Annotated in this window: 19 protein-coding genes; 4 read left to right on the plus strand and 15 right to left on the minus strand. The window is 62.5% G+C overall.

The window, feature by feature from the left end; genetic code table 11:
• Positions 1 to 92 precede the first annotated feature (92 nt).
• The 6 genes from ASN89_RS10900 to ASN89_RS10925 are packed head-to-tail and all read right to left on the minus strand — an operon-like array spanning position 93 to position 5,902.
• Positions 93 to 671 (minus strand): hypothetical protein, encoded by a 579-nt coding sequence (locus tag ASN89_RS10900; protein WP_152988537.1) that lies wholly within the window; start codon positions 669 to 671, stop codon positions 93 to 95.
• A gap of 31 nt (positions 672 to 702) precedes the next feature.
• Complete coding sequence (locus ASN89_RS10905; RefSeq protein WP_058049293.1) at positions 703 to 1,614, minus strand: glycerophosphodiester phosphodiesterase; 912 nt, start codon at positions 1,612 to 1,614, stop codon at positions 703 to 705.
• Complete coding sequence (locus ASN89_RS10910) at positions 1,589 to 3,229, minus strand: hypothetical protein (RefSeq protein WP_058049294.1); 1,641 nt, start codon at positions 3,227 to 3,229, stop codon at positions 1,589 to 1,591. Before ASN89_RS10910 ends, ASN89_RS10905 begins: the two co-directional genes overlap by 26 nt.
• 1 nt (position 3,230) lies before the next feature.
• Positions 3,231 to 4,085, minus strand: a complete 855-nt coding sequence (locus tag ASN89_RS10915; RefSeq protein ID WP_058049295.1) for a hypothetical protein — start codon at positions 4,083 to 4,085, stop codon at positions 3,231 to 3,233.
• A 33-nt stretch (positions 4,086 to 4,118) separates the two neighbouring features.
• Positions 4,119 to 5,141 carry a hypothetical protein gene (locus ASN89_RS10920; RefSeq protein WP_058049296.1) on the minus strand — a complete coding sequence of 341 codons (1,023 nt, stop codon included), beginning with the start codon at positions 5,139 to 5,141 and terminating at the stop codon, positions 4,119 to 4,121.
• On the minus strand, positions 5,138 to 5,902 hold the full coding sequence (locus ASN89_RS10925) for a hypothetical protein (protein ID WP_058049297.1): 765 nt from the start codon (positions 5,900 to 5,902) through the stop codon (positions 5,138 to 5,140). The genes ASN89_RS10920 and ASN89_RS10925 overlap by 4 nt, the downstream gene beginning before the upstream one ends.
• A gap of 175 nt (positions 5,903 to 6,077) precedes the next feature.
• Between ASN89_RS10925 and ASN89_RS10930 the strand changes: the two genes are divergently transcribed.
• The 4 genes from ASN89_RS10930 to ASN89_RS10945 all read left to right on the plus strand — a co-directional run bounded on the left by ASN89_RS10930 (position 6,078) and on the right by ASN89_RS10945 (position 10,451).
• The gene (locus ASN89_RS10930) at positions 6,078 to 7,457 is read left to right on the plus strand and encodes a caspase family protein (RefSeq protein WP_058049298.1); all 1,380 of its coding nucleotides are present in this window, start codon (positions 6,078 to 6,080) and stop codon (positions 7,455 to 7,457) included.
• Between the two features lie 85 nt (positions 7,458 to 7,542).
• The gene (locus tag ASN89_RS10935) at positions 7,543 to 8,367 is read left to right on the plus strand and encodes a hypothetical protein (protein WP_058049299.1); all 825 of its coding nucleotides are present in this window, start codon (positions 7,543 to 7,545) and stop codon (positions 8,365 to 8,367) included.
• A 32-nt stretch (positions 8,368 to 8,399) separates the two neighbouring features.
• Positions 8,400 to 9,131, plus strand: coding sequence for a hypothetical protein (locus tag ASN89_RS29300; protein ID WP_058049300.1), 732 nt, complete (start codon positions 8,400 to 8,402; stop codon positions 9,129 to 9,131).
• Positions 9,132 to 9,185: 54 nt separating this feature from the next.
• Positions 9,186 to 10,451, plus strand: coding sequence for a DUF6445 family protein (locus ASN89_RS10945; RefSeq protein ID WP_058049301.1), 1,266 nt, complete (start codon positions 9,186 to 9,188; stop codon positions 10,449 to 10,451).
• Positions 10,452 to 10,568: 117 nt separating this feature from the next.
• On the opposite strand, the gene ASN89_RS10950 is transcribed toward ASN89_RS10945, so the two are convergent.
• The 9 genes from ASN89_RS10950 to ASN89_RS10990 all read right to left on the minus strand — a co-directional run bounded on the left by ASN89_RS10950 (position 10,569) and on the right by ASN89_RS10990 (position 20,879).
• Positions 10,569 to 11,510 (minus strand): LysR family transcriptional regulator, encoded by a 942-nt coding sequence (locus tag ASN89_RS10950; RefSeq protein WP_035823672.1) that lies wholly within the window; start codon positions 11,508 to 11,510, stop codon positions 10,569 to 10,571.
• A gap of 93 nt (positions 11,511 to 11,603) precedes the next feature.
• Positions 11,604 to 12,578: a glycoside hydrolase family 43 protein gene (locus ASN89_RS10955; protein ID WP_082654526.1), complete on the minus strand. Its 975-nt coding sequence runs from the start codon at positions 12,576 to 12,578 to the stop codon at positions 11,604 to 11,606.
• 4 nt (positions 12,579 to 12,582) lie between these two features.
• Complete coding sequence (gene yjfF, locus ASN89_RS10960; RefSeq protein WP_046681936.1) at positions 12,583 to 13,557, minus strand: galactofuranose ABC transporter, permease protein YjfF; 975 nt, start codon at positions 13,555 to 13,557, stop codon at positions 12,583 to 12,585.
• Positions 13,554 to 14,636, minus strand: a complete 1,083-nt coding sequence (locus ASN89_RS10965) for an ABC transporter permease (RefSeq protein WP_058049302.1) — start codon at positions 14,634 to 14,636, stop codon at positions 13,554 to 13,556. Before ASN89_RS10965 ends, yjfF begins: the two co-directional genes overlap by 4 nt.
• Positions 14,633 to 16,174: a sugar ABC transporter ATP-binding protein gene (locus tag ASN89_RS10970; RefSeq protein WP_058049303.1), complete on the minus strand. Its 1,542-nt coding sequence runs from the start codon at positions 16,172 to 16,174 to the stop codon at positions 14,633 to 14,635. Before ASN89_RS10970 ends, ASN89_RS10965 begins: the two co-directional genes overlap by 4 nt.
• A gap of 9 nt (positions 16,175 to 16,183) precedes the next feature.
• Entirely contained in the window at positions 16,184 to 17,146 is a 963-nt protein-coding gene (locus tag ASN89_RS10975) for an ABC transporter substrate-binding protein (protein WP_034752929.1), read from the minus strand.
• 159 nt (positions 17,147 to 17,305) lie between these two features.
• Positions 17,306 to 18,340, minus strand: a complete 1,035-nt coding sequence (locus tag ASN89_RS10980; RefSeq protein WP_058049357.1) for an arabinan endo-1,5-alpha-L-arabinosidase — start codon at positions 18,338 to 18,340, stop codon at positions 17,306 to 17,308.
• Positions 18,341 to 18,409: 69 nt separating this feature from the next.
• Complete coding sequence (locus ASN89_RS10985; RefSeq protein WP_058049304.1) at positions 18,410 to 19,957, minus strand: alpha-N-arabinofuranosidase; 1,548 nt, start codon at positions 19,955 to 19,957, stop codon at positions 18,410 to 18,412.
• Between the two features lie 154 nt (positions 19,958 to 20,111).
• Complete coding sequence (locus ASN89_RS10990; RefSeq protein WP_058049305.1) at positions 20,112 to 20,879, minus strand: SDR family NAD(P)-dependent oxidoreductase; 768 nt, start codon at positions 20,877 to 20,879, stop codon at positions 20,112 to 20,114.
• Positions 20,880 to 20,911: the final 32 nt, after the last annotated feature.

Below are 20,911 nucleotides of genomic sequence, written 5' to 3' on the forward strand. Positions count from 1 at the left end.
ATAAGCCAGTCGCGCGCGCGATGCAAACATTATCGATGCTGCGGTGCGCAAAAAATGAGCAAAAAACAGCCCTGTGCGGGCCGTTGGAAAAGCTATTTCTGGGGCTGCAAGGCGTTCTGCTGCACGGCAAAACCGGCACGCACGGCGGAGAGGGCCGCCACCCACAAGATCAGCCCGGCACCGAGGCAGCCGGCGGGATCGAGGGGGCCATGGCGCAGGGTCAGCGGATAACCGACGGCCCACACGCACAGGGCCATGCCGATGGCCAGGTGGCGGCGCGCCTTGAACAGCCAGGCCAGCGGAAAGAAATGCAGGCCCACGATCAAAATGACGGCAGGGATGAACCACGCCTGCAAGCCCATGTTTTTCAGGACGTTGCCGACGATGAAGATGGCGATCCACTGCCCCGCGTTGACGACATTGAACAGCCGGCCCACGCGCTTGGCCTGCGGCGATTGTTCCGCCTCCGCGTGCGCGGCCCGGTGGCGCCGGAACTGGCGCCACGCCAGCATGAGCAGCAAGACGGTGATTGCGGCAACCGGCAGCAACCTTAAGGGATGCGCGCCATACGTCTGCACGCACCAGCCGGCCACCCACAGGCCGCCGAACAGGGAAAAGAACATGGCGCCGATGGCGCTGCCGGCAAGGTTGGCGGGGGTCGATGGTGGCATGGTCATGGCAGCACTGGGGGAGTGAAAAAACTTACTTCATCATCGCACAAAACGTCTCGGGATTACCGTCAAGAATGACGCCGCTGGGCAGGCGGTGGCTGCGCTGCTGGGCGCGCAACAGCGAGGCGGCCAGGGCCGAGTCGCCATCGACGGCATACACGAAGACGGGCATGTTCAGGCTGGCGGCATCCATCAGCAAATTCGGATTGGCGTCCAGGCTGCGCGCGTCCACGTGCACGCCCGTGGGCATGCCGATCTGCTGCTGCACGCGCTGCAGCCACGGTTTGTCCAGCTTGGGCGGACGGGCATTTTTCGCGATGTAGCGGCTGACCCGGTTCGTACCGGCCGCCTGCGCATTGCGCGCGTCGAACACGAGCAAGCCCAGATAGCCCTGCGGATCGGCGCGGCGCGCGCAAGCGAGGTTGTTCGGCACGCCTGACGTCAAGAACCAGTTGCCGTGCTTGATGTTCGCGCGCAACTGCCCCACCAGGGTAGCGATCGGCGCGCACGAGGACACGACATCCTTGATTTCCGCGTTCAGGGTTTTACTCGGGAACGCTGTCGCCAGGTCGGCGACATCGGTCACAAAAGGCGGCGTTTCCGGCGTGGCCACGCCACGGTTTTTCATGCTGGCGGCGCGCCAGTCATCGGCCGTCAGCTGTTTCACGGTGCGGGGCGAACCCGTGTCGACGACCCTGCCAGTCAACAAATCGTGGTGCACCACCCAGCTGCCGTCACCGAGCAGCTGCAAATCCGTCTCGACACCGTCCCAAGTGCCGAAATACGTGTTGCGCAGCGCGCTCAGCGAATTTTCCGGCGCATTGCCGGCGCCACGGTGGGCGTGCACCTTCATGCCCAGGCAGTCGGCCTGTGCAGCCGTGCTGGCCATGGAAAGCAGCAAGACCAGCGCGGCCGCCTTATTTTTGTCCCGGATGATAGCCATAGTGAATTCCCTGCAAAACGTGGATGCGGATCGCTTCGTTGACGGGGTAGCTGTAGCCCTGCCCCACCGCCACGACGTGCGTGATATTGGCCAGCAAGCCCTTGCCGGCAATCTGCCAGCGCGTGCTGTCGTCGGCGGCCTGGCGGTTCCAGTCCAGCATCTGGCGGAACAGCTCGCTCTTCGTGACATTATTGTCCGAGAGGGTAAAAATGCCCCAGGTTCCCAGGAAGGCGCCGGCCAGCACGCCCGTGGCGATCCAGGCGGAACGGCGGCTCAACTGACCATCGGCGCCCGCCTGCTCGCCGCGGCGCGCCGCCAGCACCAGCAAGCCCACCGTGGCGATCAGGTACAGCAGTTTCGAGAAGTGGCCGATGGCGCCCAGCAAGGAGAAAAACAGGGCCACGGGCGGCACGATGGCGGCGCGCGCCGCTTCCTTGCCCTCTTCAAAATACTTGCCGCCCACTTCGAAGTCGTTGCGGCTGGCGCGGTATTCCACCAGCTTTTCGGCCGTCTGGCGCGCGGCGAACTGGTCGAACAGACGGCTGAACTCGGCCGGGCTCGCATACGCATCCTGCACCACGGCGCCTTTCGGCAAGCGCAAGCCCTTGCTCGCTTCGCTGCCATCGCCGCCGTCCGGCCCGTCGCGCAGCACGGCCTGGATGCCGGGGCGCGCCACGAAGGCGGCGAAGGACAAGCCGGGCGGAATGCGGTCGCCCTTGATGTTCAAACCCTTGCTGGCCGCTTCCGACGCATAGCGGCGCTTGACGGCGGCGCGGAAGCTCAGTTGATCGGCAGGGTGCCAGTTGGCCGATACGGGCACTTTCTTGCGCACATTGTTGACGACGGCCGCCTTGCGCCGCGCCGGCACGGAATGCGGCTGCCAGCCATGGCGCGACAGGCTTTGCCGGTAATCGTTCCACGCGGATTCCTGCTGCTGGCGCAAGCCCGCATCGTCGTCGGGAATCATGCCCGAATACAGTTTCCACTTGTCGCGCACTTCGCCGATCGCCTGCTGGTATTTCTCATAGTAACCGGCCGCGCCGCCGGCGATCTTGCGCACGTTGAAATTGATCAATTGTTCCTTGGCCGGCTCCATGCGTTCATCTAGATGGCCCACCGAGACGGCCAGGAAGGGGAACAGCGCGAGAAAAGCCTTGCCTTCGGGCTTGGCAAACAGGGTGGCGTCATCGACCAGGCCCTGCAATTGCAGGCTGCCGCCCACCAGCGAGCGCTGCATCAGTGTCGTGTTGAAGGCCAGGCGGCGAAATTGCGCATCGCGCGTTTCGACCAGCACCGTGACCGTGGTCTTCAAAATGCCGAACACGACCGCCGCCGTGGCAACACAGCAAAAGATGATTTTTTTCCAGCTGGGACCGCTGCCATTGTTCTTCAGGCGGCGGCGCCACATCAGTTGCAGCACCACCAGCGCGGCGGCGATGCCCGACAGGCTGCGGCCATAGAATTCCACGCCTTCCACGTCCTGCGGCTTGACGTCGCCGCCCACCACGTCGAGCAAACGGGCATTGAAGCCCAGCTCGAAGCACAAATACATGATCGTCAGGACGATCAGGATCAAGGTCTGCCGGATCTGCAGACTGCGCAAACTCGCGGCCATCTTATTTCCTCAAATCGATGACGACGGGCTTGATCTCTTCGGCCTGGAAGATCATCGGCGCCGCCGGGGCAGCCGCCGCGGCACGCTGTGCAGGCTGGCTGAGGACGGCGGACGTTGCCGCCCTGGCTGCTGGCTCCTGGCGGCGCGGCTTGGCGCTGGCGCGGCTGCCCGTTTTCGGCGTGGCGGCAGGCGCCAGCGCGGCCGCCGGCGGCGCCGGGATCACGCGGCCGCTGTCATTGCCAGCCGGCATAGTGGCGATGGCAGGACCCGTGCCGCGCAAGGCGTCGTCGGCAAACGGCTGGGCGCGCGTATCGACGCCGGGCGGCACGGCCACGCTGGCGTTGAGCAGGCGGTTGTCCGTGTAGATCATGCGCGACAGGCGGTTGTAGTTGGGGAAGTCGATATTCAGCGAATTCCCGTCCGCCGCCAAGTCCACGCGGGGGCGGTCCTTGCAATTGCCGACCGTCCACTGCAGCACGTCCGTGCCCTGGAAAGCCAGCACTTCATAGCGGTAGGCACAGCCGCGCTCCTGCGTTTCCACGATCACCACCGTGCGCTCGCCCACGTTTTCCACGCGCGCCACGCGGGCCGTGATGGCGTTGGCCAGCGGCACGACGCGAAACGCCTGCGACAGCTTGATCGAATACTTGCCTTGCGGATCCTTGCGCAAGGTTCCTTCCGTGCCGTCGCGCAGGCGGAAGGTGGAAATCGGCGTGCCGAACAGCTCGGCCGTATCGAGGCCCATCAACACGCCGCCACGGCCGTTCGGCGTCATGGCGCAGCCCGTCAACAGGACGCCGGCGGCCACGCCGGCGATCAATTTGCGCCAGTGCGCGGATGCAAAATTCTTATACATTGTCATGCTTGATAACTTTCTTTTATTTCGGGGTCAGGGATTGATGACGGCCAGCGGATTGCCCGGGCTTGGCGGCGGCAAGACTTTCTGGCGGTCACGCGACAGCAAAGTAAAGGCGCCCAGGGTGTCCGGCCCGGCGACGATTTCCAGCTGCTCACGCTGCAGCCACGTGCGGATTTCCGCCTCCGTTGCCTCGGCGCGGAACAGCACGCGCGTGCGCACGCCCGTCTCGACGCCGCTGCCGCCGCTGCGGAATTCCCCATTGCCGACGACGGCGCCCTCTTTCGGCAGGAACAGCCATGCCGATTGCACCACCATCACGCTGGCAGCCACGGCCGTGACGATCTTCAGCCAGCGGTTGGCATTGGCCGCCTTTACAGGCTTCGATACCGGCGCGGCGGCATCGGCCGAAGCGATCTGCAATTGCTGCAAGCCCTGGCGCAGCAGTTGCCGGTAGGCCACGCGGCCATCCTTGCCCAGCTCGCTCGACAGCGGCGTGCCGGTCAAGGCGTAATCGTCGCCGGGCAGGGCCACGCGGGCGATCACGCCCGGCGCCGCCGTGGCGGCATTCGCGCGGCCATGCAGCTCCAGCCAGCGCGCCGCCTGCAAGCGCTCCTGGCTGAACACGCCCAAACAGGCGCCCAGGTCCGTCACGGCCAGGGTCACGGGCATGTCGCACAGCACCAGGCCCGCGCGCGGGTCGGCGGGCGCGTCGCGCTCCTCAACCACGAGGCCGCAGGCGTCCGCATACGCCGTGTCCGGCGTGACGAGCCAGCCGCGCCAGCGCTGCCGCGTGCTGTCCCACGCGTCGAGCAGCACGGCGCCGAAGCCGGGACGCCGCGCCAGCAGGTGAATCTGCCCACCGGCGATGGGCCGCGCGGCCAGCGGTGCGGCGTCGCTGCGGCGCGCAAAACGTTGCATAACGTGTTCCGGCACGGCAATGCCGCGCCAGTCGGGCGTATCGCCGGCCACCTCGCCGTCCAGCAGTTCGGCGGAAGATGGGGGCGACGGCAGGCGCGCGGCAACGATGGCCAGCGAGGGCGTCAATGCAGTCATGCCGATGGCCTTTCATCAGTGTTCGGGTGGGTGGACGCGGGGTCCATGTGCAGGGATAACGCGGCCACGCACAAAATATCCAAAACTATTTGCGCCGCCTGCAGATCGCGCGCAGCCAGGGCTTCTCCCACGCGCAGCTTGAGCAGGTTCAAGACCCAGCTGCCCAGCAAGGTGGCGCGGTGGGCGGGCTCGACGATCTGGCGTCCCGCGCTGGCAGGATCGCCCTTCTGCCTGTGCACCAGGCCTAATTTTCCGCCGTGGTAATGCGCGGAAGCGATCTGCTCGGCCAGTTCCTTGACGGGCATGCCGCCGCAGCCGCAATGGCGCAGCAGCAAGATCAAATCGTCGGGCAAGGTAGTGATGAACACGTCGGCCGCGTCGCGCACTTGCTGCGGCGTGAGCTGATAGTCGCGCAGCGGTTCCGCATAGGCGTCGGGTGCGCGCAGTTCGCAGCCTTCTTGCGCATCGGCATCTTCATCATCGCGCTGCTTGCGCAGCTGGTCGATGATGAAGCGCTTGAAGTACAAAAACAGGGCACCGACATGGTGGGGCGCCGCGTCGCTGTCGCCGTGCAGGACTTTTTCAATGAAGAACTGGTGGCGCAGATCGGCCAGCGAGTCGCCCAGCGACGCCGCCTCGCGCGGACGGCACGGCGTCAGCGCGGCGATGACGCGCTGGTAAAACTCGCCCAGTTCGCCTTGTGTCAGCTGCTGGCGGCGGGTCCAGAAAGCATGAATCCGTTCAAATTGTTCCGATTGCAAAGCCGGTCCGATCGTGTGTTGGGCGGCACGCGCCACTGGCCGGCGACGATGTACACCGTGCGCTGGCCAGACAAGAGAAACTTGTCAGTAAGGTAAAATGCATTTAAGCAATTTTCTCATATCACAGTAAAAATCGCTAACTTTTGTTACTTTCACGACAATTCCCGAGACGCCGATGCATCGCCTGATTCCCCTGTTTTTCAGCCTCATCTTTTTACTCTGCGGTAACGTCGTGCAGGCGGCCGTGGGCAACGCCGCCAGCGGCCCCGGCAAGCGCATCGCCCTCGTGATCGGCAATGCGGCCTATCCGCAGCCTCTATTGAATCCCGTGAACGACGCGCGCGCCATGGCCGAGCGCCTGCGCCGCCTGGGCTTTGAAGTGCTGTTGCGCACGGACATCAATGCGCAACAGCTGCAAAAGGCGTCGGCCGAGTTTTCCACGCAGGCGCGCGGCGCCGATATCGCCCTCGTGTTTTACGCAGGCCACGGCGCGCAGGCGGGCGAGGCAAACTATGTATTGCCGCTGGGCGCCAACATGAATGCGCTGAGCGCGGCCGCCATCGCCGCGCAGGGCGTGTCCGTTTCCAGCCTGGCCGGCGACTTGCAGCGCACGGGTGCGCGCGGCGCCGTGCTGATCCTCGACGCTTGCCGCCAGGAATATACGCGCGGCGGCGCCGTGGTGGTTCCCGGCGGCGGCAATGCAGCCAGCCACGGCTTTGCCGACACGCAAGCGCCACGCGGCGTGGTGATCGCCTATTCGGCCGGTCCCGGTGCCCTGGCGCGCGATTTCTGGTCGCCCGATTCGCGCAACAGCCCCTACACGAGCGCGCTGCTCGATGCACTCGATGCGCCCGGTTTGCCGATGAGCGACGTATTTTCGCAAGTGGCGGCACGGGTTGCCGCCATGACGCACGACGTGCAAAAGCCCCGCGTGTCGTTTGGCGAAACGTCGGCGCGCCTGGTGCTGAACATGGGCAGCGGCAAGGGCGTCAGCCAGGCAACGCCAGGCGTGCTGGCTGGCGCGCAGGGCGGCATGCGGGCGCCTGCGCCAACGGTGGAAAAGCCGGCCGCACCGGGCGCCAAAGTGTGGCCAGGCAACGTACTGCAAGACATCAACTATGAAATCCGCATGCAGATCGCGGCCCGTCCATTTCCCCGCCAGCAACTGGAAAAGCGCGCACGCGGCGGCGATCTGGTGGCGCTGACGGCCCTCGGCTATGGCATCGGCGGCGGCGACGCTGGAATAAAACAGCCGAAGGCGGGCATGCAGTGGCTGGAAAAGGCGGCCGCAAAAGACTTTCCGATTGCCCAGACCTATCTGGCGGAATTGCTGATGGTCAAGGGCGATCCCGCTTCGCTGAAACGGGCGGGCGTGCTGCTGGACGCGGCATCGCAAGCCGGCTACAGCCCCGCCCATGCGTATAAATTCGACCTGGCGCGGCGCACGGGCGCGCCGCCGCAGGATGCGGCCCGGCATTTGCAGGATGCTTTCATGGGCTTGATGAAGGATTACCAGGGCGCCGCCAAGGACATGATGCAGCCGCCAAAAAAATAATTCAAAATAATTTTGGATTTCCCTGAACTGCCCCCGTTATCCGTGGGTACATGCAATAGAGCATGACAGTGACCAGGGAAATCTCATGCAACCATCCAGCACGGCAGCAACCATTACCACCGGCCAGCGCGGCCGCATCCTCGCCTACCAACCGAGCGGACAGGGTTCCGTCAGCGTGGCCGGCATTCAACATGCGTTCGACGTGGCCACGCACTGGCGCTCGGACGTGGCGCCCGCCATCAACGCCGTCGTCGACGTGCGCTTCGATGAGGCCGGCAGCCTCGCCACCGTCAGCGCCGTGGCGACACAGCAACTGGCGCAGGAAGAAATGGCCGGCGCGGCGAAACTGGCGCGCGACAAGGGCCAGCAGCTGTGGGGCCAGGCCGTGTCCGCCCTGGGCATCAAGGTGCTGGCCAGCCTCGGCGTCCTGATCGCCGGGGCCTTTATCTTCAACACCATCGGCATCCGTTTGTTCGCTTCCGTCTCGCGTACCTATTGGCAGTTGCTGGGTCTGTCCGCAGACAGCCTGGAAAGCTTTGCCCGCGATGGCGGCGGCGGTTTTACGTCCGCACAATTTTTCTTCCTGCTGGCCATTGCCGGATGCTGCGCCACCATGGTTAGCCGCCACCCGAAAGCGGCGCTGGGCAAGTGCGCGCCCTTGCTGTTCATCGTCATCCACAGCAGCTTGCTGTTCATCAAGATCAAGGGCGCCGTCAGCGATGCGGGCAGCGCCATGGGCGGCATCATGGGCACCCGCGCAGCCCACATGGCCGAGCAGATGGCCAGCGAAATGCTGGGGCAAGTGTGGCAAGGACTCTCGTTCGGCATCGGTTTTTACCTGGTGCTGGCTTCTTCCATCGTCCTGGCCGCTTACGGCGTCGGCGAATACAAATGTAAAACCATTGGCTAAGCCACCTCTACACATTCATTGAAGGAAATATCATGCAACGTACCCTGTCTACCCTGCTCGCCATCGCCGTCCTGCTGTCCGCCTGCGGTAAAACAGAGACCACCACACCGGCCGCCTCCGCCCCCGTCGCCGCGAATGTCGCCGACCTGGCCGCGAAAGCGCAAGTGAAGGCGGCTGCCGCCAACCTGCCGCAAGCGGACGCAGCCACGCCAACGTCCAGCTATGTCGACATCACGAGCGGCCACCAGTTGATGTACAGCTACCTCGCCCTGTCCGGCGTGCCGCCCGACTACGCGGCCGTGGCGCAGCGCATCTCGCGCGAATATGCGGGCAGCAACGACGCCTTCCGCAAGCAGGAAGTGCTCGACGCGCTGAAACCGCAGATCGACGCCAAGGTCAGCGAAGCGAAAACCAGGCGCTACCTGCGCTACCAGATCAATGGCCAGGGCGCGCTGTCGCCGTACGCGATGGACAAGGCCGCCTTCCCCGCCAAGTTCGCCGACGCGGGCACGTATTACTACATGTACGACAACGGCGACTACAAGCTGGCGTTCACGAATGGCGACGGTTATTCGCTGTTGAAAATGGACCAGGAGGCGGCCCGCAAGATCGAAGCGGCCCGCAGCAGCTACAAGGACTTCGCCATCGTCGTGTATGCCTACGCCCAGGAAGCGGACATGGCCAGCAACCAGGTCAAGGCGCAGATCGTCAAGGTGGCGATCAAGCTGAACGGGGAAGAAATTCCCGTCAGCCAGGCACGGTAGAACGCGCTCGGTTACACTGTTCGCCACATTGCATCGGGATCGGGATCGGGACATATGGGCGAACAGACACTGGCGGAACAACATCTGGCAAACGGGCAACGGCTGCAGCAGGCGGGCAAGCTGATCGAAGCGATCAACGCTTACCAGGCCGCGTATAAACTGAACCCTACCCTGGCCGAAGCGCAGCATTTCCAGGGACTGGCGATGCTGGAACTGGGGCAGGGCGCCATCGGCCTGGGTTTGCTGAAACTGTCGCTCAGGCAGCAGCCGGACAACGCCCTGTTCCATTACAACCTAGGCAACGTGCTGCGCGGCACGGACAGCGAGGCGGCGCTGGCCAGCTACGCCACGGCGGCGCGGCTGGCGCCGCACGAGCATGATTTCGCCATCAGCCATGCGGAATTGCTGATGGGGAAACAGCGGCTGATGGAGACCATCGCCGAACTGGAACGGGCCCACGCCCTGCGCCCGCAGCGTTGGCAAACCCTGCAGGGACTGGCCGAGCTGTACTACCGCACGGGACAGCAGGAACTGGCGTTGGAACGCTACGCGCAAGGCCTGGCGCTGCACCCGGCGCTGGCGCAAACGTGCCGCATCGGCTTTGCCAGCCCCGGCACGGAAAACACGGAACGGCTGACGGCGCCCGACGTGCCGGCAAGCTTGCACGATTTCCTGCGCGAAACAGATTTGCACATCCTCGACGATTTCCTGCCCGACCCTGTTGCCTGGCGCGCGCAAGCACTGGCGTTGCCGTTCGAGCAGCAGCGCTATGCGGGCCAAAACTATCCGGGCAGCCAGACAGCAGGCCAGCCCAGCCAGGCCATCATGGAACGCATCGCCACTGCGCTGGGCCGGCCCATTCGTTTTATCTCGCCCGACAACGGTTCCTACCGCCTCAGCTATGCGGACGCCATGGCGCGCACGGATATTCACGTGGACAATGAGACGGGCAATAATTTTAATTTCTATGCGGGCGTGCTGTATCTGAACCCGCCCGAGCAGTGCCAGGGCGGCACCACCTTCTGGCGCCACCAGCCCAGCGGCTGGTACCGGCGATTACCCGAAGCGGACGTGAAAGCGGGCGGCTACGCCAGCTTCAAGGATTTCCAGAAGCGCTGGCTGCCGAACAGTAAAGTGCAGAAATTCAACGACTTGCAGGAACAACGCGACAGTTGGCAAGCCCTGCTGGAAGTACCGATGTGCCACAACCGCCTGATCGTCTACAAGGGACACTACTTTCACTCGATCAGCAATGTGTTTGGCGACACGCCGGAGAATGGGCGATTGGTGCAGCTATTTTTCTTTGAAGTGCCCGATTAAACGCCATGGGTAATTGTCGGATTACGCGTTCCGCTAATCCGACCTACGCATGCATGTGAACGGTAGGTCGGATTAGCGCGCAAGCGCGTAATCCGACACAGCCACCACCGCGTCGAGTCAATACATATCCGCCGCCGTCGCCCGCACAGCTTTGAGCAGCATATCCGCCCCCGGCGACAGCAAATGATCCTGCTGCCTGATGATGCCGAACGCATCCATCTTGCACGGCAGCTCGATGGGCAAGATGCTCAGCACGTTCAGCGATTCGTAGTAGTGCGCCACTTCCGTCGGCATCACATGCAAGGAATCCGTCTGCTGCAGCAGCGACGTGATCAGGAGCAAGGCGGTCGTGTCGACCACATCCACGGGCGGCTCCAGGCTGGCGCGGCGGAACATCATGTCGAAACGGTGGCGCAGGATGCTGCCTTGCGGCGGCAATATCCACGGCTGGCCCGCCAGGTCCTTCAATTGCAAATTCTTGCGCGACAACAGCGGATGGCCATTGCGCGCCACGGCGCTGGCCGGCTCTTCCGTCAATTCCTCGTAGATCAGCCCCGCGCTGCTTTCCTTTTCCAGGATGCGCCCGATCATGAAGTCCAGCGTGCCGTGCTGCAGCATGTCCATCAGGGTATTGCTGTGCTCCAGATGCACCCCGATGCGCATCAACGGTGCCTGCTGCTTGATGCGGGCAATCGCGCGCGGCAGCAAGGCCATGGCCGGGGTCATGATGACGCCCACTTCCACCTGGCCCGTCAAGCCCGACTTCAGGGCGACGATATCGTCATGCGCCAAGGACAGGCTCGTCAGGGCCATGCGCGCGTGGCGTATCATCGTCTCGCCGTAGATCGTCGGCTCCATACCGCGCGGCAACCTGTCGAACAGGCGCACGTCCAGCATCTCTTCCAGGTCCTTGATCTGCTTGGACGCGGCCGGCTGCGTCATGTGCAATTCTTCCGCCGCGCGGTGAATGTTGCGCTGCTCGTCAAGGGCGATCAACAACAGCAATTGCCGCGTCTTCAGGCGGGCTCGCAAGAACCAGTTGGGGTTGAGGGTATCCATGAATAAATCATATCATGATCGATATCAGTTTTAATTCAATATCGATGTTATAGATATCGGTATGTCTCCTTTTTATACGTGGTCAACAAGCGTTCACAATGCCTTGCAGGCAGCGCTGGGGTTGGCGGCCGGGCCAACCGTTTGCGCGATGAATTCGATGGTGCCGTCCGGCTTGTATTTCAGCTCCTCAACTGCAACGGAACGCCGGTATTCTCCGCCGCCGGGCAACTTGTCATTGTGATAGAAGATGTAGGACTTGCCATTGAATTCGATGATGGCCTGGTGAATGGTTTTCACGACGGCATTCTTGTCCATGATGGTGCCGCGAAAATGCCAGGGACCCGTCGGCGTCGGGCCCGTCGAATACGCCGTTTCCTCGGGGAAGTTACGCGAGTACGACAAATAATACGTGCCCGCATGCTTGTGCATGTAGGCCGCTTCCGTGAACGCATCCATGCCGAAGGTCAGGATCGGGCCGTCCAGCTCCGTCATGTTGGACTTGAGCTTGGCGTATTTCAAGACCGTGTTGCCCCAGTAAATGTAGGCCTGGCCATCCGTGTCGATGAAGACGGCCGGGTCGATATCGTCCCAGGGAATGGCCGTCTGTTTCGTCATGTCGTTCGTGATCAGGGCGCTGCCGCGCGCGTCGACGAACGGGCCGGTCGGGCTGTCGGACACGGCCACGCCGATGGCCTTGCCGGGGATGGTTTTATGGTCGACTGTGGAGTAAAAATAATACTTGCTGCCGCGCTTGACGATGTCGCCGGCCCACGCATCCTTGCCGGCCCAGGCGAAGGTGGAAAAGCGTACGGGCGAGCCATGATCCGTCCAGTTCGCCATGTCGCACGAGGAATACACGCGCCACTCGTGCATGCGGTAATCCGTATCCGTGGCGCTCGCTTCATCGTGGCCCACGTACAAATACACCCTGCCATTGTCGACCAGCGCGGCCGGGTCGCCCGTGTAGATATCCTTGACGATGGGGTTGGCCGCCTGCGCGCCGAATGGGGCGCAGGCGAGCGCCGCCGCCATGCCGATGGTTGCGGCAAGTTTATTCTTTTGAAACATGCTATTAACTCCGATTGGTATTCTTCTGGCCCATGGCCATCAGTCTTTGCACGACGCAAAAGACGAACAGCAAGCCGCCGATGACGATCTTGGTCCACCACGAGCTGAGCGTGCCATCGAAGGCGATCAGGGTCTGGATGGTGCCCAGCACGAGCACGCCGGACAGCGCGCCCGCCACATAGCCGTAGCCGCCGCTGAGCAGGGTGCCGCCGATGACGACGGCGGCAATCGCGTCCAGTTCCGTGCCTTGCGCATGCAAGCCATAGCCGGACAGCATGTAGAACGAAAACAGCACGCCACCCAGCGCGGCGCAAAAGCCGCTGAAGGCGTAAATGAACACCTTGGTGCGGCCCACGGGCAGCCCCATCATCAGGGCCGACTGCTCATTGCCACCGATCGCATACACGGCGCGGCCGAATGGCGTGGCGTGCGCCAGCCAGATGGCCAAGAGCAACGTGATCACGGCGATCACCACACCCGGCGAGACAAAACCGCCCAGGAAACCCAGCTGCGTTTGCGACATGGCCACGAACAGCGGATCGTCGATGGTAATCGAGTTGATGCTGATCAGATAGCACAGCCCGCGCGCCAGAAACATGCCGGCCAGTGTGACGATGAAGGGCTGCAATTTGAAGTAATGGATCAGCGCGCCCATGCCGGCGCCAAAGACGGTGCCCAGCGCCAGCACGGTGACGATCACCAAGAGCGGCGGCCAGTGCGCCACGTTGAGCAGCCAGGCGGCGATCATGGTCGACAGGGCCAGCACGGACCCGACGGACAGATCGATGCCGCCGGAGACGATGACGAAGGTCATGCCGACGGCGATCACCAGCAAAAAAGCGTTATCGATCAACAGGTTGAAGATCACTTGCGTCGACAGCAGGCCCGGATAGGCGGCGCCACCGAGGCCCAGCATCACCACCAGCAGCAAGACCGTGACGAGCGAGGTGAAATACGGGGTATGCAGCAAGCCCTTCATGCTTTTCTCCGATGCAGCAATTGCTTGAATTCCGACGATTGCGACAGGCAGACGAGGAAGACGACGACCGACTTGACGACCATGTTCACCTCGGGCGGCACGCCCAGTGAATAAATGGTGTAGGTCAGGGTCTGGATGATGAGCGCGCCGATCATGCTGCCGACTAAGCTGAACTTGCCGCCAGCCAGCGAGGTGCCACCCAAAGTGACTGCCAGGATGGCGTCCAGTTCCAGCATCAGGCCTGCATTGTTCGCGTCGGCGCTCTTGATGTTCGAGCTGATCATCAGGCCCGACAGGCCCGCGCAGGCGGCGCAAAAGACGTAGACGAAAAAGATCAGGGTCGCCGTCTTGATGCCCGCCAGGCGCGCGGCGACGGGGTTGATGCCGACGGCCTGGATGAACAGGCCCAGGGCCGTCTTGCGCATCAGCACGGCTGTGATGATGAACACGGCAGCGACGAGGAACAGGGAAAACGGCAAGCCGAACAGGTAGCCGCTGCCGATGAAAAAGAACGGTTGATAATAGACGGTGACGATCTGCCCATCCGTCAGCAATTGCGCCAGGCCACGTCCCGCCACCATCAGGATCAATGTCGCGACGATGGGTTGCAAGCCGAGTCCCGCCACCAGCACGCCATTCCAGGCGCCGCACAGCAGGGCCGCGCCCAAGGCGGTCGCCAGGGCCCAGCCCATGGGGATGTTGCTGACATAGGTCGGCACGCCGTTGTCCATCACCATGGTGCCGCCGATCAGCATGGCGGCCACGGTGCCGGACAGGGCCACGACGGCGCCCACGGAAATATCGATGCCGCGCGTGGCGATGACCAGGGTCATGCCCAGGGCCGCCAGCATCAGCGGGGCGGCACGGTTGACGATGTCGATCACGCTGCCATACAGGTGGCCGTCGCGCACTTCCAGGTGGAAAAAGCCGGGGATGGCAAAGAAGGCCACCAGTAACAGCAGCAACAGCGCGGCCAGTGGCCGGCTCAAGGGGTGATGCAGAACGGTATGCAAGGCGGACGTACCCGTAGTGGAAGCCGGACGCGCCAGGGGCGCGTTCGATGGCGTGGATAAACTCATGTGGCGTCTCCGGCGATCACTTGCAGCACGGAGCTATCGTCGAGCTCGCCGCGCGCATAGTCGCCGCAGGCCTTGCGGTCGCGCATGACGAGGATACGGTCGCTGCAGCGCAGCACTTCCGGCAGCTCCGACGAGATGAACAGGATGGCCATGCCCTTGCGACAGAGTTTGGCCACATAGCTCATGATTTCCTGCTTGGCGCGCACGTCGATGCCGCGCGTCGGTTCATCGAGAATCAGCATGGCCGGCGACGTCACCAGCCAGCGCGCCAGCAAGGCTTTCTGCTGATTGCCGCCCGACAGGCTGCCGATCGGCGTTTCGATGCTGGCCGTCTTGATGCCGAGCGCCTTCACATACTCATCGGCCAGCGCCTGCTGGCGTTTGAACGGGATGGCGCGCAGCAAGCCCGTGCGGGCCTGCAAGGCCAGGATGATGTTTTCACGCACGGACAGCGACAAAATCGCGCCCTCGTGCTTGCGGTCCTCCGAGCAAAAGCCGATATCCTGGGCAATCGCGTCGCGCGGCACGTTGAACTGGCGTATCTTGCCCTGCATGACGATGCTGCCGGAATCGGCCTTGTCGGCGCCGAACAGCAAACGCGCCAGTTCCGTGCGGCCCGAACCGAGCAAGCCGGCCAGGCCCAGTAATTCGCCCTGGCGGATGTGGAAATCCATGGGCAGCAGGGCGCCCTTGCGGCCCAGTCCCTGCGCTTCGAGCACAGTCGGACCGAAGCTGGCGGCGCCCGCCTCTTGCGCCAGGTCCAGCGTTTGCTCCTGCGTGTCGGCCGCCACGCCGATCATTTTATTCACCAGCGCCAGGCGCGACAGTTCGCTGCACGCATACTCTCCCTCGCGCTCGCCATTGCGCATGACCGTGATGCGGTCGGAAATGGCGTAGGTCTGGTCGAGGAAGTGGGTCACAAACAGAATCGCCATGCCCTGCTCGCGCAGGCGGCGCAGCACGGAAAACAGCAGATTGACTTCCGCCTCATCGAGGCTGGACGTGGGTTCGTCGAGGATCAGCACGCGGGCCGAAATGTTCAGCGCGCGCGAAATGGCCACCATTTGCTGGATGGCCAGCGGAAAGCTGGACAATTGCGCCGTGACATCGATATCGATCTGCAATTGCTGCAGCAAGGCACGCGCCTGCTGCTGCATGGAACGCCAATCGATGGCGCCGAAGCGGCGCGGATAGCGGCCAATAAAAATGTTTTCCGCCACCGACAGGTTCGGGCACAGATTGACTTCCTGGTACACGGTGCTGATGCCGAGCAACTGGGCATCCGACGTGGACGCGGGGGCGATGGGTTTGCCATCAAGCAAAATCTGGCCGCTGTCGGGCGTGTAGACGCCCGTCAGCACCTTGATCAGGGTCGATTTCCCGGCGCCGTTCTGCCCCATCAAGGTGTGCACTTCGCCCGGATACAGGCGCAGGGCAACGTCGCTGAGGGCTTTGACGCCGGGAAAGGACTTGCTAATGCCGCGCAACTCCAGCAAGGGAGCTGGCGCGGCGTTGTGTTGCGCTTGCGTATTCATCATGCGGCAAGCTTAGTACTTACGGTTCGGGAATTCCTTGGCGGCCACCTCGGCAGGGAACACGCCTTCCACCGTCGTGATGCGCGCTGGCACGGGCTTGCCGGCCACCACATCGCGGGCGATCGACATCAATTGCGGACCCAGCAGCGGGCTGCATTCCACGGTGACGTTCAGCTTGCCGGCGATCATGGCCTCGAACGCGCCTTTGACGCCATCGATCGAAATGATGATGATGTCCTTGCCTGGTTTCATGCCCGCTTCTTCGATGGCCTGGATGGCGCCGATGGCCATGTCGTCATTGTGCGCGTACAGCACGTTGATCTTCTTGCCCTCGGCCTTCAGGAACGCTTCCATCACTTCCTTGCCCTTGGCGCGCGTAAAATCGCCCGTTTGCGAACGGATGATCTTCAGCTTGGGATTCTTGCCGATGACTTCCTGGAAGCCTTCCTTGCGATCGATGGCCGGCGCGGAACCGACCGTGCCTTGCAGCTCGACGATGTTCAGTTGCGCGTCCGGGGTTTTCTTGGCGTGCTCGAGCAGCCATTGGCCGGCACGGCGGCCTTCTTCCACGAAATCGGAACCGATGAAGGTCACGTACAGCGATTTGTCGGTGACATTGACGGCACGGTCCGTCAGGATGACGGGAATCTTGGCGGCCTTGGCTTCGCGCAGAACCGTATCCCAGCCGGACTCAACGACGGGCGAGAAGGCGATCACGTCGACTTTTTGCGCGATGAACGAGCGCAGGGCCTTGACCTGGTTTTCCTGTTTTTGCTGCGCATCGGCAAATTTCAGGGTGACGCCATCTTTCTTGGCCGCATCCTTGATGGAGACGGTATTGGCGGTGCGCCATTCGCTTTCGGCGCCCACCTGCGAAAAGCCCATGACGAGGGGCTTGGCGGCAAAGGCGGAAGAAGTAGCGGACAGTGCCAACAACATGGCGCTGGCGAGGAGTGTGCGGCGTGTCAATTTCATTCTTGTCTCCAGTTTTTTTGGAATACCATCACAGCCGGATGCCGGATGGGCGGTTTTTTATGAACCCATGGTAGGAGAAAGCAACATAGCCATCCAATCAATTCTTTTTCGCTTGTGATATCGATTTACGTATCACCTGCCGCCCATCCCCTGGTCCACTTACCGTTTGGCCGCCGGCAATTGCCGGCTTTGATAGCGGTTCAAGTCGCGCGCATCGACTTGCGGCCAGCCATCCTTGTCCCACGTCATGGGCAGGATCTTGAGCTTCTGCAAATAGTTGTCCGCCGTTTCGTAGGCGTGCAGCACCAGGTAATCCTTGCCGTCAAACGTATAGGCGCTGTTGTGGCCGAGGCCTTGCCAATCCTTGTCGCCTTTCAGCAGCACCGTGCCGCCGCCCTGCGCCATGTCGCGGCCATCCTTGTCCAGGTAGGGGCCCGTCACGCTTTTTGAGCGTCCAACGGCCAGGTGATAGGTGCTTTTTTCCTTCTGGCAGCACAGGCCCCAGGAAACGAAGAGGAAGTAGTCGTTGCCGCGCCGGAAGATGAACGGCGCCTCGATTTCCTCGGGCGCCGGCTTGAATTCACCCGCGCGTGGCGGCAGGGGCACGCGGCGCGCAAGCGAGTGCCACTCTTGCGGTTCCGCAATACGGGTCCAGTCTTTGTTGAGTTTCACCAGCTTGATGCCATTCCAGAACGAGCCGAACGACATCCACGGCGTGCCCTTGGCATCGGTGATGATGTTCGAATCGATGGCGTTCCACTCGTCGCGCTCGGGCACCGATTGCAGCAGCATGCCCTGATCGACCCAGCGGTAGTCGGGCGAACGGGGATTCAAGGTCGTGTTGATGGTCACGCCGATGCCGGACGTGTTCTTGCCGAAGCCGGACACGGAGTAGTACAGATAATATTTTCCGTCGTGGAATTGCACGTCGGGCGCCCAGATATGGTCGTCAAAGCTGGGAGCAGCTGTTTTTGCCCACGTAGGCTGGCCCGCGAAGACGCGCCCTTCCGGCTGCCAGTCGAGCATATTTTTCGAACTGTAAAAGGTAATGCCGGGACCCGTGCTGTACAAATAATACGTGTCGCCTTCTTTCGCCATCACGGGGTCGTGCACGCTGACCTGGGCCGCGTGCGCGGCGGCCATGATCGCCAGGGTGCTCAGGATGGCGGCCATGCCGCGTGTCAATGTGTGCATCGTCTTCTCCAAAATGGTCAGCCGGCCCGTCATGCGGGCCGGCCTGATGAGTGACAGGTGAGCGACAGCTTAGTCGACGGCCACCACCACGACGGCCTTGGCGGGCACCGACACGGTCAGCTTGCCGCCTTGCGCCTTGGCATTAAACGCCACCGGTTGCACGGCTTGCGGTTGCGCAAAGCTGTTGACGGCATCCATCTTGCCTGCGGTCAGCACGCGGCCCGTCACGCTGGCCACTTGCTTGCCGGCCAGCGCCACGTTCACGTCGACGGCCTTGTGCGGGTTCGTGTTGACCAGCGACAGATACACCTTGCCATCCTTGCCGCGCGCGGCCGAGGCGCTCACTTCCGGAATGCTGACCTTGCCCAGGCTGTACTTGCCATTGCCCTGGATGGCGACCGGCAGCGAAGTGGCATCCTGGAACGGCACGTACATTTCAAACGCATGATACGTAGGCGTGAGGAAATATTTGTCCTTGTCGGTGATAATCATCGCCTGCAGCACATTGACCATTTGCGCGATATTCGTCATGCGCACGCGGTCCGCGTGGGCGTGGAAAATATTGAAGTTCAGGGCAGCAACGAGCGCGTCGCGCAAGCTGTTTTGCTGGAACAGGAAACCGGTGTTGGTGCCCGGCTCCACGTCGTACCAGGTGCCCCATTCATCGACGTACAAGCCCGTCTTTTTCGAGGGATCGTTCTTGTCGATGGCGGCGATATTGTTCTTGATCAAGCTATCAATGCGCAGGGTGCGGCTCAGGGTGGAAATCCACTCATTTTCGCCAAAGCCCGTGGCGGCGCCCTTCTTTTCCCAGACGCCCGTCGGCACCGTGTAGTAGTGGAAACTGATGGCGTCCATCATGTTCGGCTTGATTTCGCGGCTCAGGGTGCTGGACCAGCTGATGTCGTCGTCATTGCCGCCGCTGGCGATGAATTTCGGGCGCGCGCTTTCCGGCGTCTTCATGAAGGTGTGATAGTGCTTGTACAGGTCGGCATAATACTGCGGACGCATATTGCCGCCGCAACCCCAGGCTTCATTGCCGATGCCAAAGTAATCAACCTTGTACGGCTGGGCGCGGCCATTCTTGCGGCGCAGCTCGGCCAGGGTCGATTTGCTGTCCGACGTCATGTATTCCAGCCATTCGGACATTTCCTGCGGCGTGCCGGAACCCAGATTGCCGTTGATGTAGGTCTGCGCGCCCAGGAGTTCCGCCAGGTCGAAGAATTCATGCGTGCCGACGGCGTTCGATTCTTCCACGCCGCCCCAATTGGTGTTGACCTTGGTCGGGCGCTTGTCACGTGCGCCGATGCCGTCCTTCCAGTGGTATTCATCGGCAAAGCAGCCGCCCGGCCAGCGCACCAGGGGCACGTGCAACTGTTTCAGCGCGCCCAGCACGTCATTGCGCCAGCCTTTGGTATTCGGAATGGCAGATTCCGGTCCCACCCACATGCCTTCATAGATACCCGTACCCAGATGTTCGGCGAACTGGCCGTACACGTTCTTGTTGATCACGGCACCGGGCTTGGTCACGTCGATGGTGACACTGACGGGCGCGGCAAAGGCACTGCCGGCCATGGCCAGGCTGAGGGCCACGATGCTGGTATGGATGAATTTCATGCTGTCTCCTGTTTTTTAGTGAAAAGCAAGGGCCGGGATCAACCCGGCGATGGAATGGCGATGCCTCTCCTGCCGCGGGGTTGCGGCGGCAAGAGGGTGTTTCAAGATTGGAGGGCCGGTCAGCACCGGCGCGGATTGAACGATGCGCTAAGGCTTAGACCCAGCCGGCATCCACGATGAACTCCTGACTGGAGCACATCGCGCCGTCATCGGAGGCAAGGAACAGCACCATGGCGGCGATGTCCTGTGGCATCAGCTTGCTTGGCAAGCATTGGCTTTTCTTGATTTCCACTTCCGCCGCGTCGTCGACCCACAGGTCGATCTGGCGCTGCGTCATGACCCAGCCCGGTGTGACGGTGTTGACGCGGATATTGTGGGCGCCATAATCGCGCGCCAAGCCCCGCGTGAGGCCCACGACGGCCGCCTTGGTGGTGGCGTACACCGGGTAGCCGCCCGACTTCATGTGCCAGGAAATCGAGCTGACGTTGATGATGGAACCGCCGCCCTTGCGCTTCATGCCCTCGAAGACGGCCTGGCATGTGAAGAACATGGGACGTTGATTGATCGCAATACGCTCGTTCCAGTATTCCAGGGTGACGTCCTGCGCCTGGTGGCGCTGGTCGTTGGCGGCATTGTTGACGAGGATATCGAAGTCGCCCAGCTTGTCGGCCAGTTCAGCCATGACGGCTTGCAACGATGGAATATCCGTGATGTCGCAATGGCGAAAAATCGGCGCCGTCAGGCCCGCTTCGGCCAGACGGCGGCACAGGGCCTCGCTCGCTTCCACGGCGATATCGACAAACGCCACCAGCGCGCCCTGGGCGGCAAACTCCGCCACCAGGGATTCGCCGATGCCGCTGCCGCCACCCGTGATGAACACGCGCTTGCCCTGCAAACTGCCATATTTCGCCAATTGCTTCATCTTGTCTCCGCCTGTGTATTTTTATTTTTTGT

The sequence above is a fragment of the Janthinobacterium sp. Ant5-2-1 genome, assembly GCF_001445815.1.
Taxonomy (GTDB): Bacteria; Pseudomonadota; Gammaproteobacteria; order Burkholderiales; family Burkholderiaceae_D; genus Janthinobacterium; species Janthinobacterium lividum_E.

Coding starts and splice junctions, on each gene's coding strand:
- ASN89_RS10945 (WP_058049301.1), top strand. CDS start 9,186: ATGGGCGAACAGACACTGGCGGAACAACATCTGGCAAACGGGCAACGG.
- ASN89_RS10920 (WP_058049296.1), bottom strand. CDS start 5,141: ATGACTGCATTGACGCCCTCGCTGGCCATCGTTGCCGCGCGCCTGCCG.
- ASN89_RS10905 (WP_058049293.1), bottom strand. CDS start 1,614: ATGGCTATCATCCGGGACAAAAATAAGGCGGCCGCGCTGGTCTTGCTG.
- ASN89_RS10965 (WP_058049302.1), bottom strand. CDS start 14,636: ATGAGTTTATCCACGCCATCGAACGCGCCCCTGGCGCGTCCGGCTTCC.
- ASN89_RS10910 (WP_058049294.1), bottom strand. CDS start 3,229: ATGGCCGCGAGTTTGCGCAGTCTGCAGATCCGGCAGACCTTGATCCTG.
- ASN89_RS10985 (WP_058049304.1), bottom strand. CDS start 19,957: ATGAAATTCATCCATACCAGCATCGTGGCCCTCAGCCTGGCCATGGCC.
- ASN89_RS10990 (WP_058049305.1), bottom strand. CDS start 20,879: ATGAAGCAATTGGCGAAATATGGCAGTTTGCAGGGCAAGCGCGTGTTC.
- yjfF (WP_046681936.1), bottom strand. CDS start 13,557: ATGAAGGGCTTGCTGCATACCCCGTATTTCACCTCGCTCGTCACGGTC.
- ASN89_RS10950 (WP_035823672.1), bottom strand. CDS start 11,510: ATGGATACCCTCAACCCCAACTGGTTCTTGCGAGCCCGCCTGAAGACG.
- ASN89_RS10935 (WP_058049299.1), top strand. CDS start 7,543: ATGCAACCATCCAGCACGGCAGCAACCATTACCACCGGCCAGCGCGGC.
- ASN89_RS10970 (WP_058049303.1), bottom strand. CDS start 16,174: ATGATGAATACGCAAGCGCAACACAACGCCGCGCCAGCTCCCTTGCTG.
- ASN89_RS10975 (WP_034752929.1), bottom strand. CDS start 17,146: ATGAAATTGACACGCCGCACACTCCTCGCCAGCGCCATGTTGTTGGCA.
- ASN89_RS10930 (WP_058049298.1), top strand. CDS start 6,078: ATGCATCGCCTGATTCCCCTGTTTTTCAGCCTCATCTTTTTACTCTGC.
- ASN89_RS29300 (WP_058049300.1), top strand. CDS start 8,400: ATGCAACGTACCCTGTCTACCCTGCTCGCCATCGCCGTCCTGCTGTCC.
- ASN89_RS10900 (WP_152988537.1), bottom strand. CDS start 671: ATGCCACCATCGACCCCCGCCAACCTTGCCGGCAGCGCCATCGGCGCC.
- ASN89_RS10955 (WP_082654526.1), bottom strand. CDS start 12,578: ATGTTTCAAAAGAATAAACTTGCCGCAACCATCGGCATGGCGGCGGCG.
- ASN89_RS10915 (WP_058049295.1), bottom strand. CDS start 4,085: ATGTATAAGAATTTTGCATCCGCGCACTGGCGCAAATTGATCGCCGGC.
- ASN89_RS10980 (WP_058049357.1), bottom strand. CDS start 18,340: ATGCACACATTGACACGCGGCATGGCCGCCATCCTGAGCACCCTGGCG.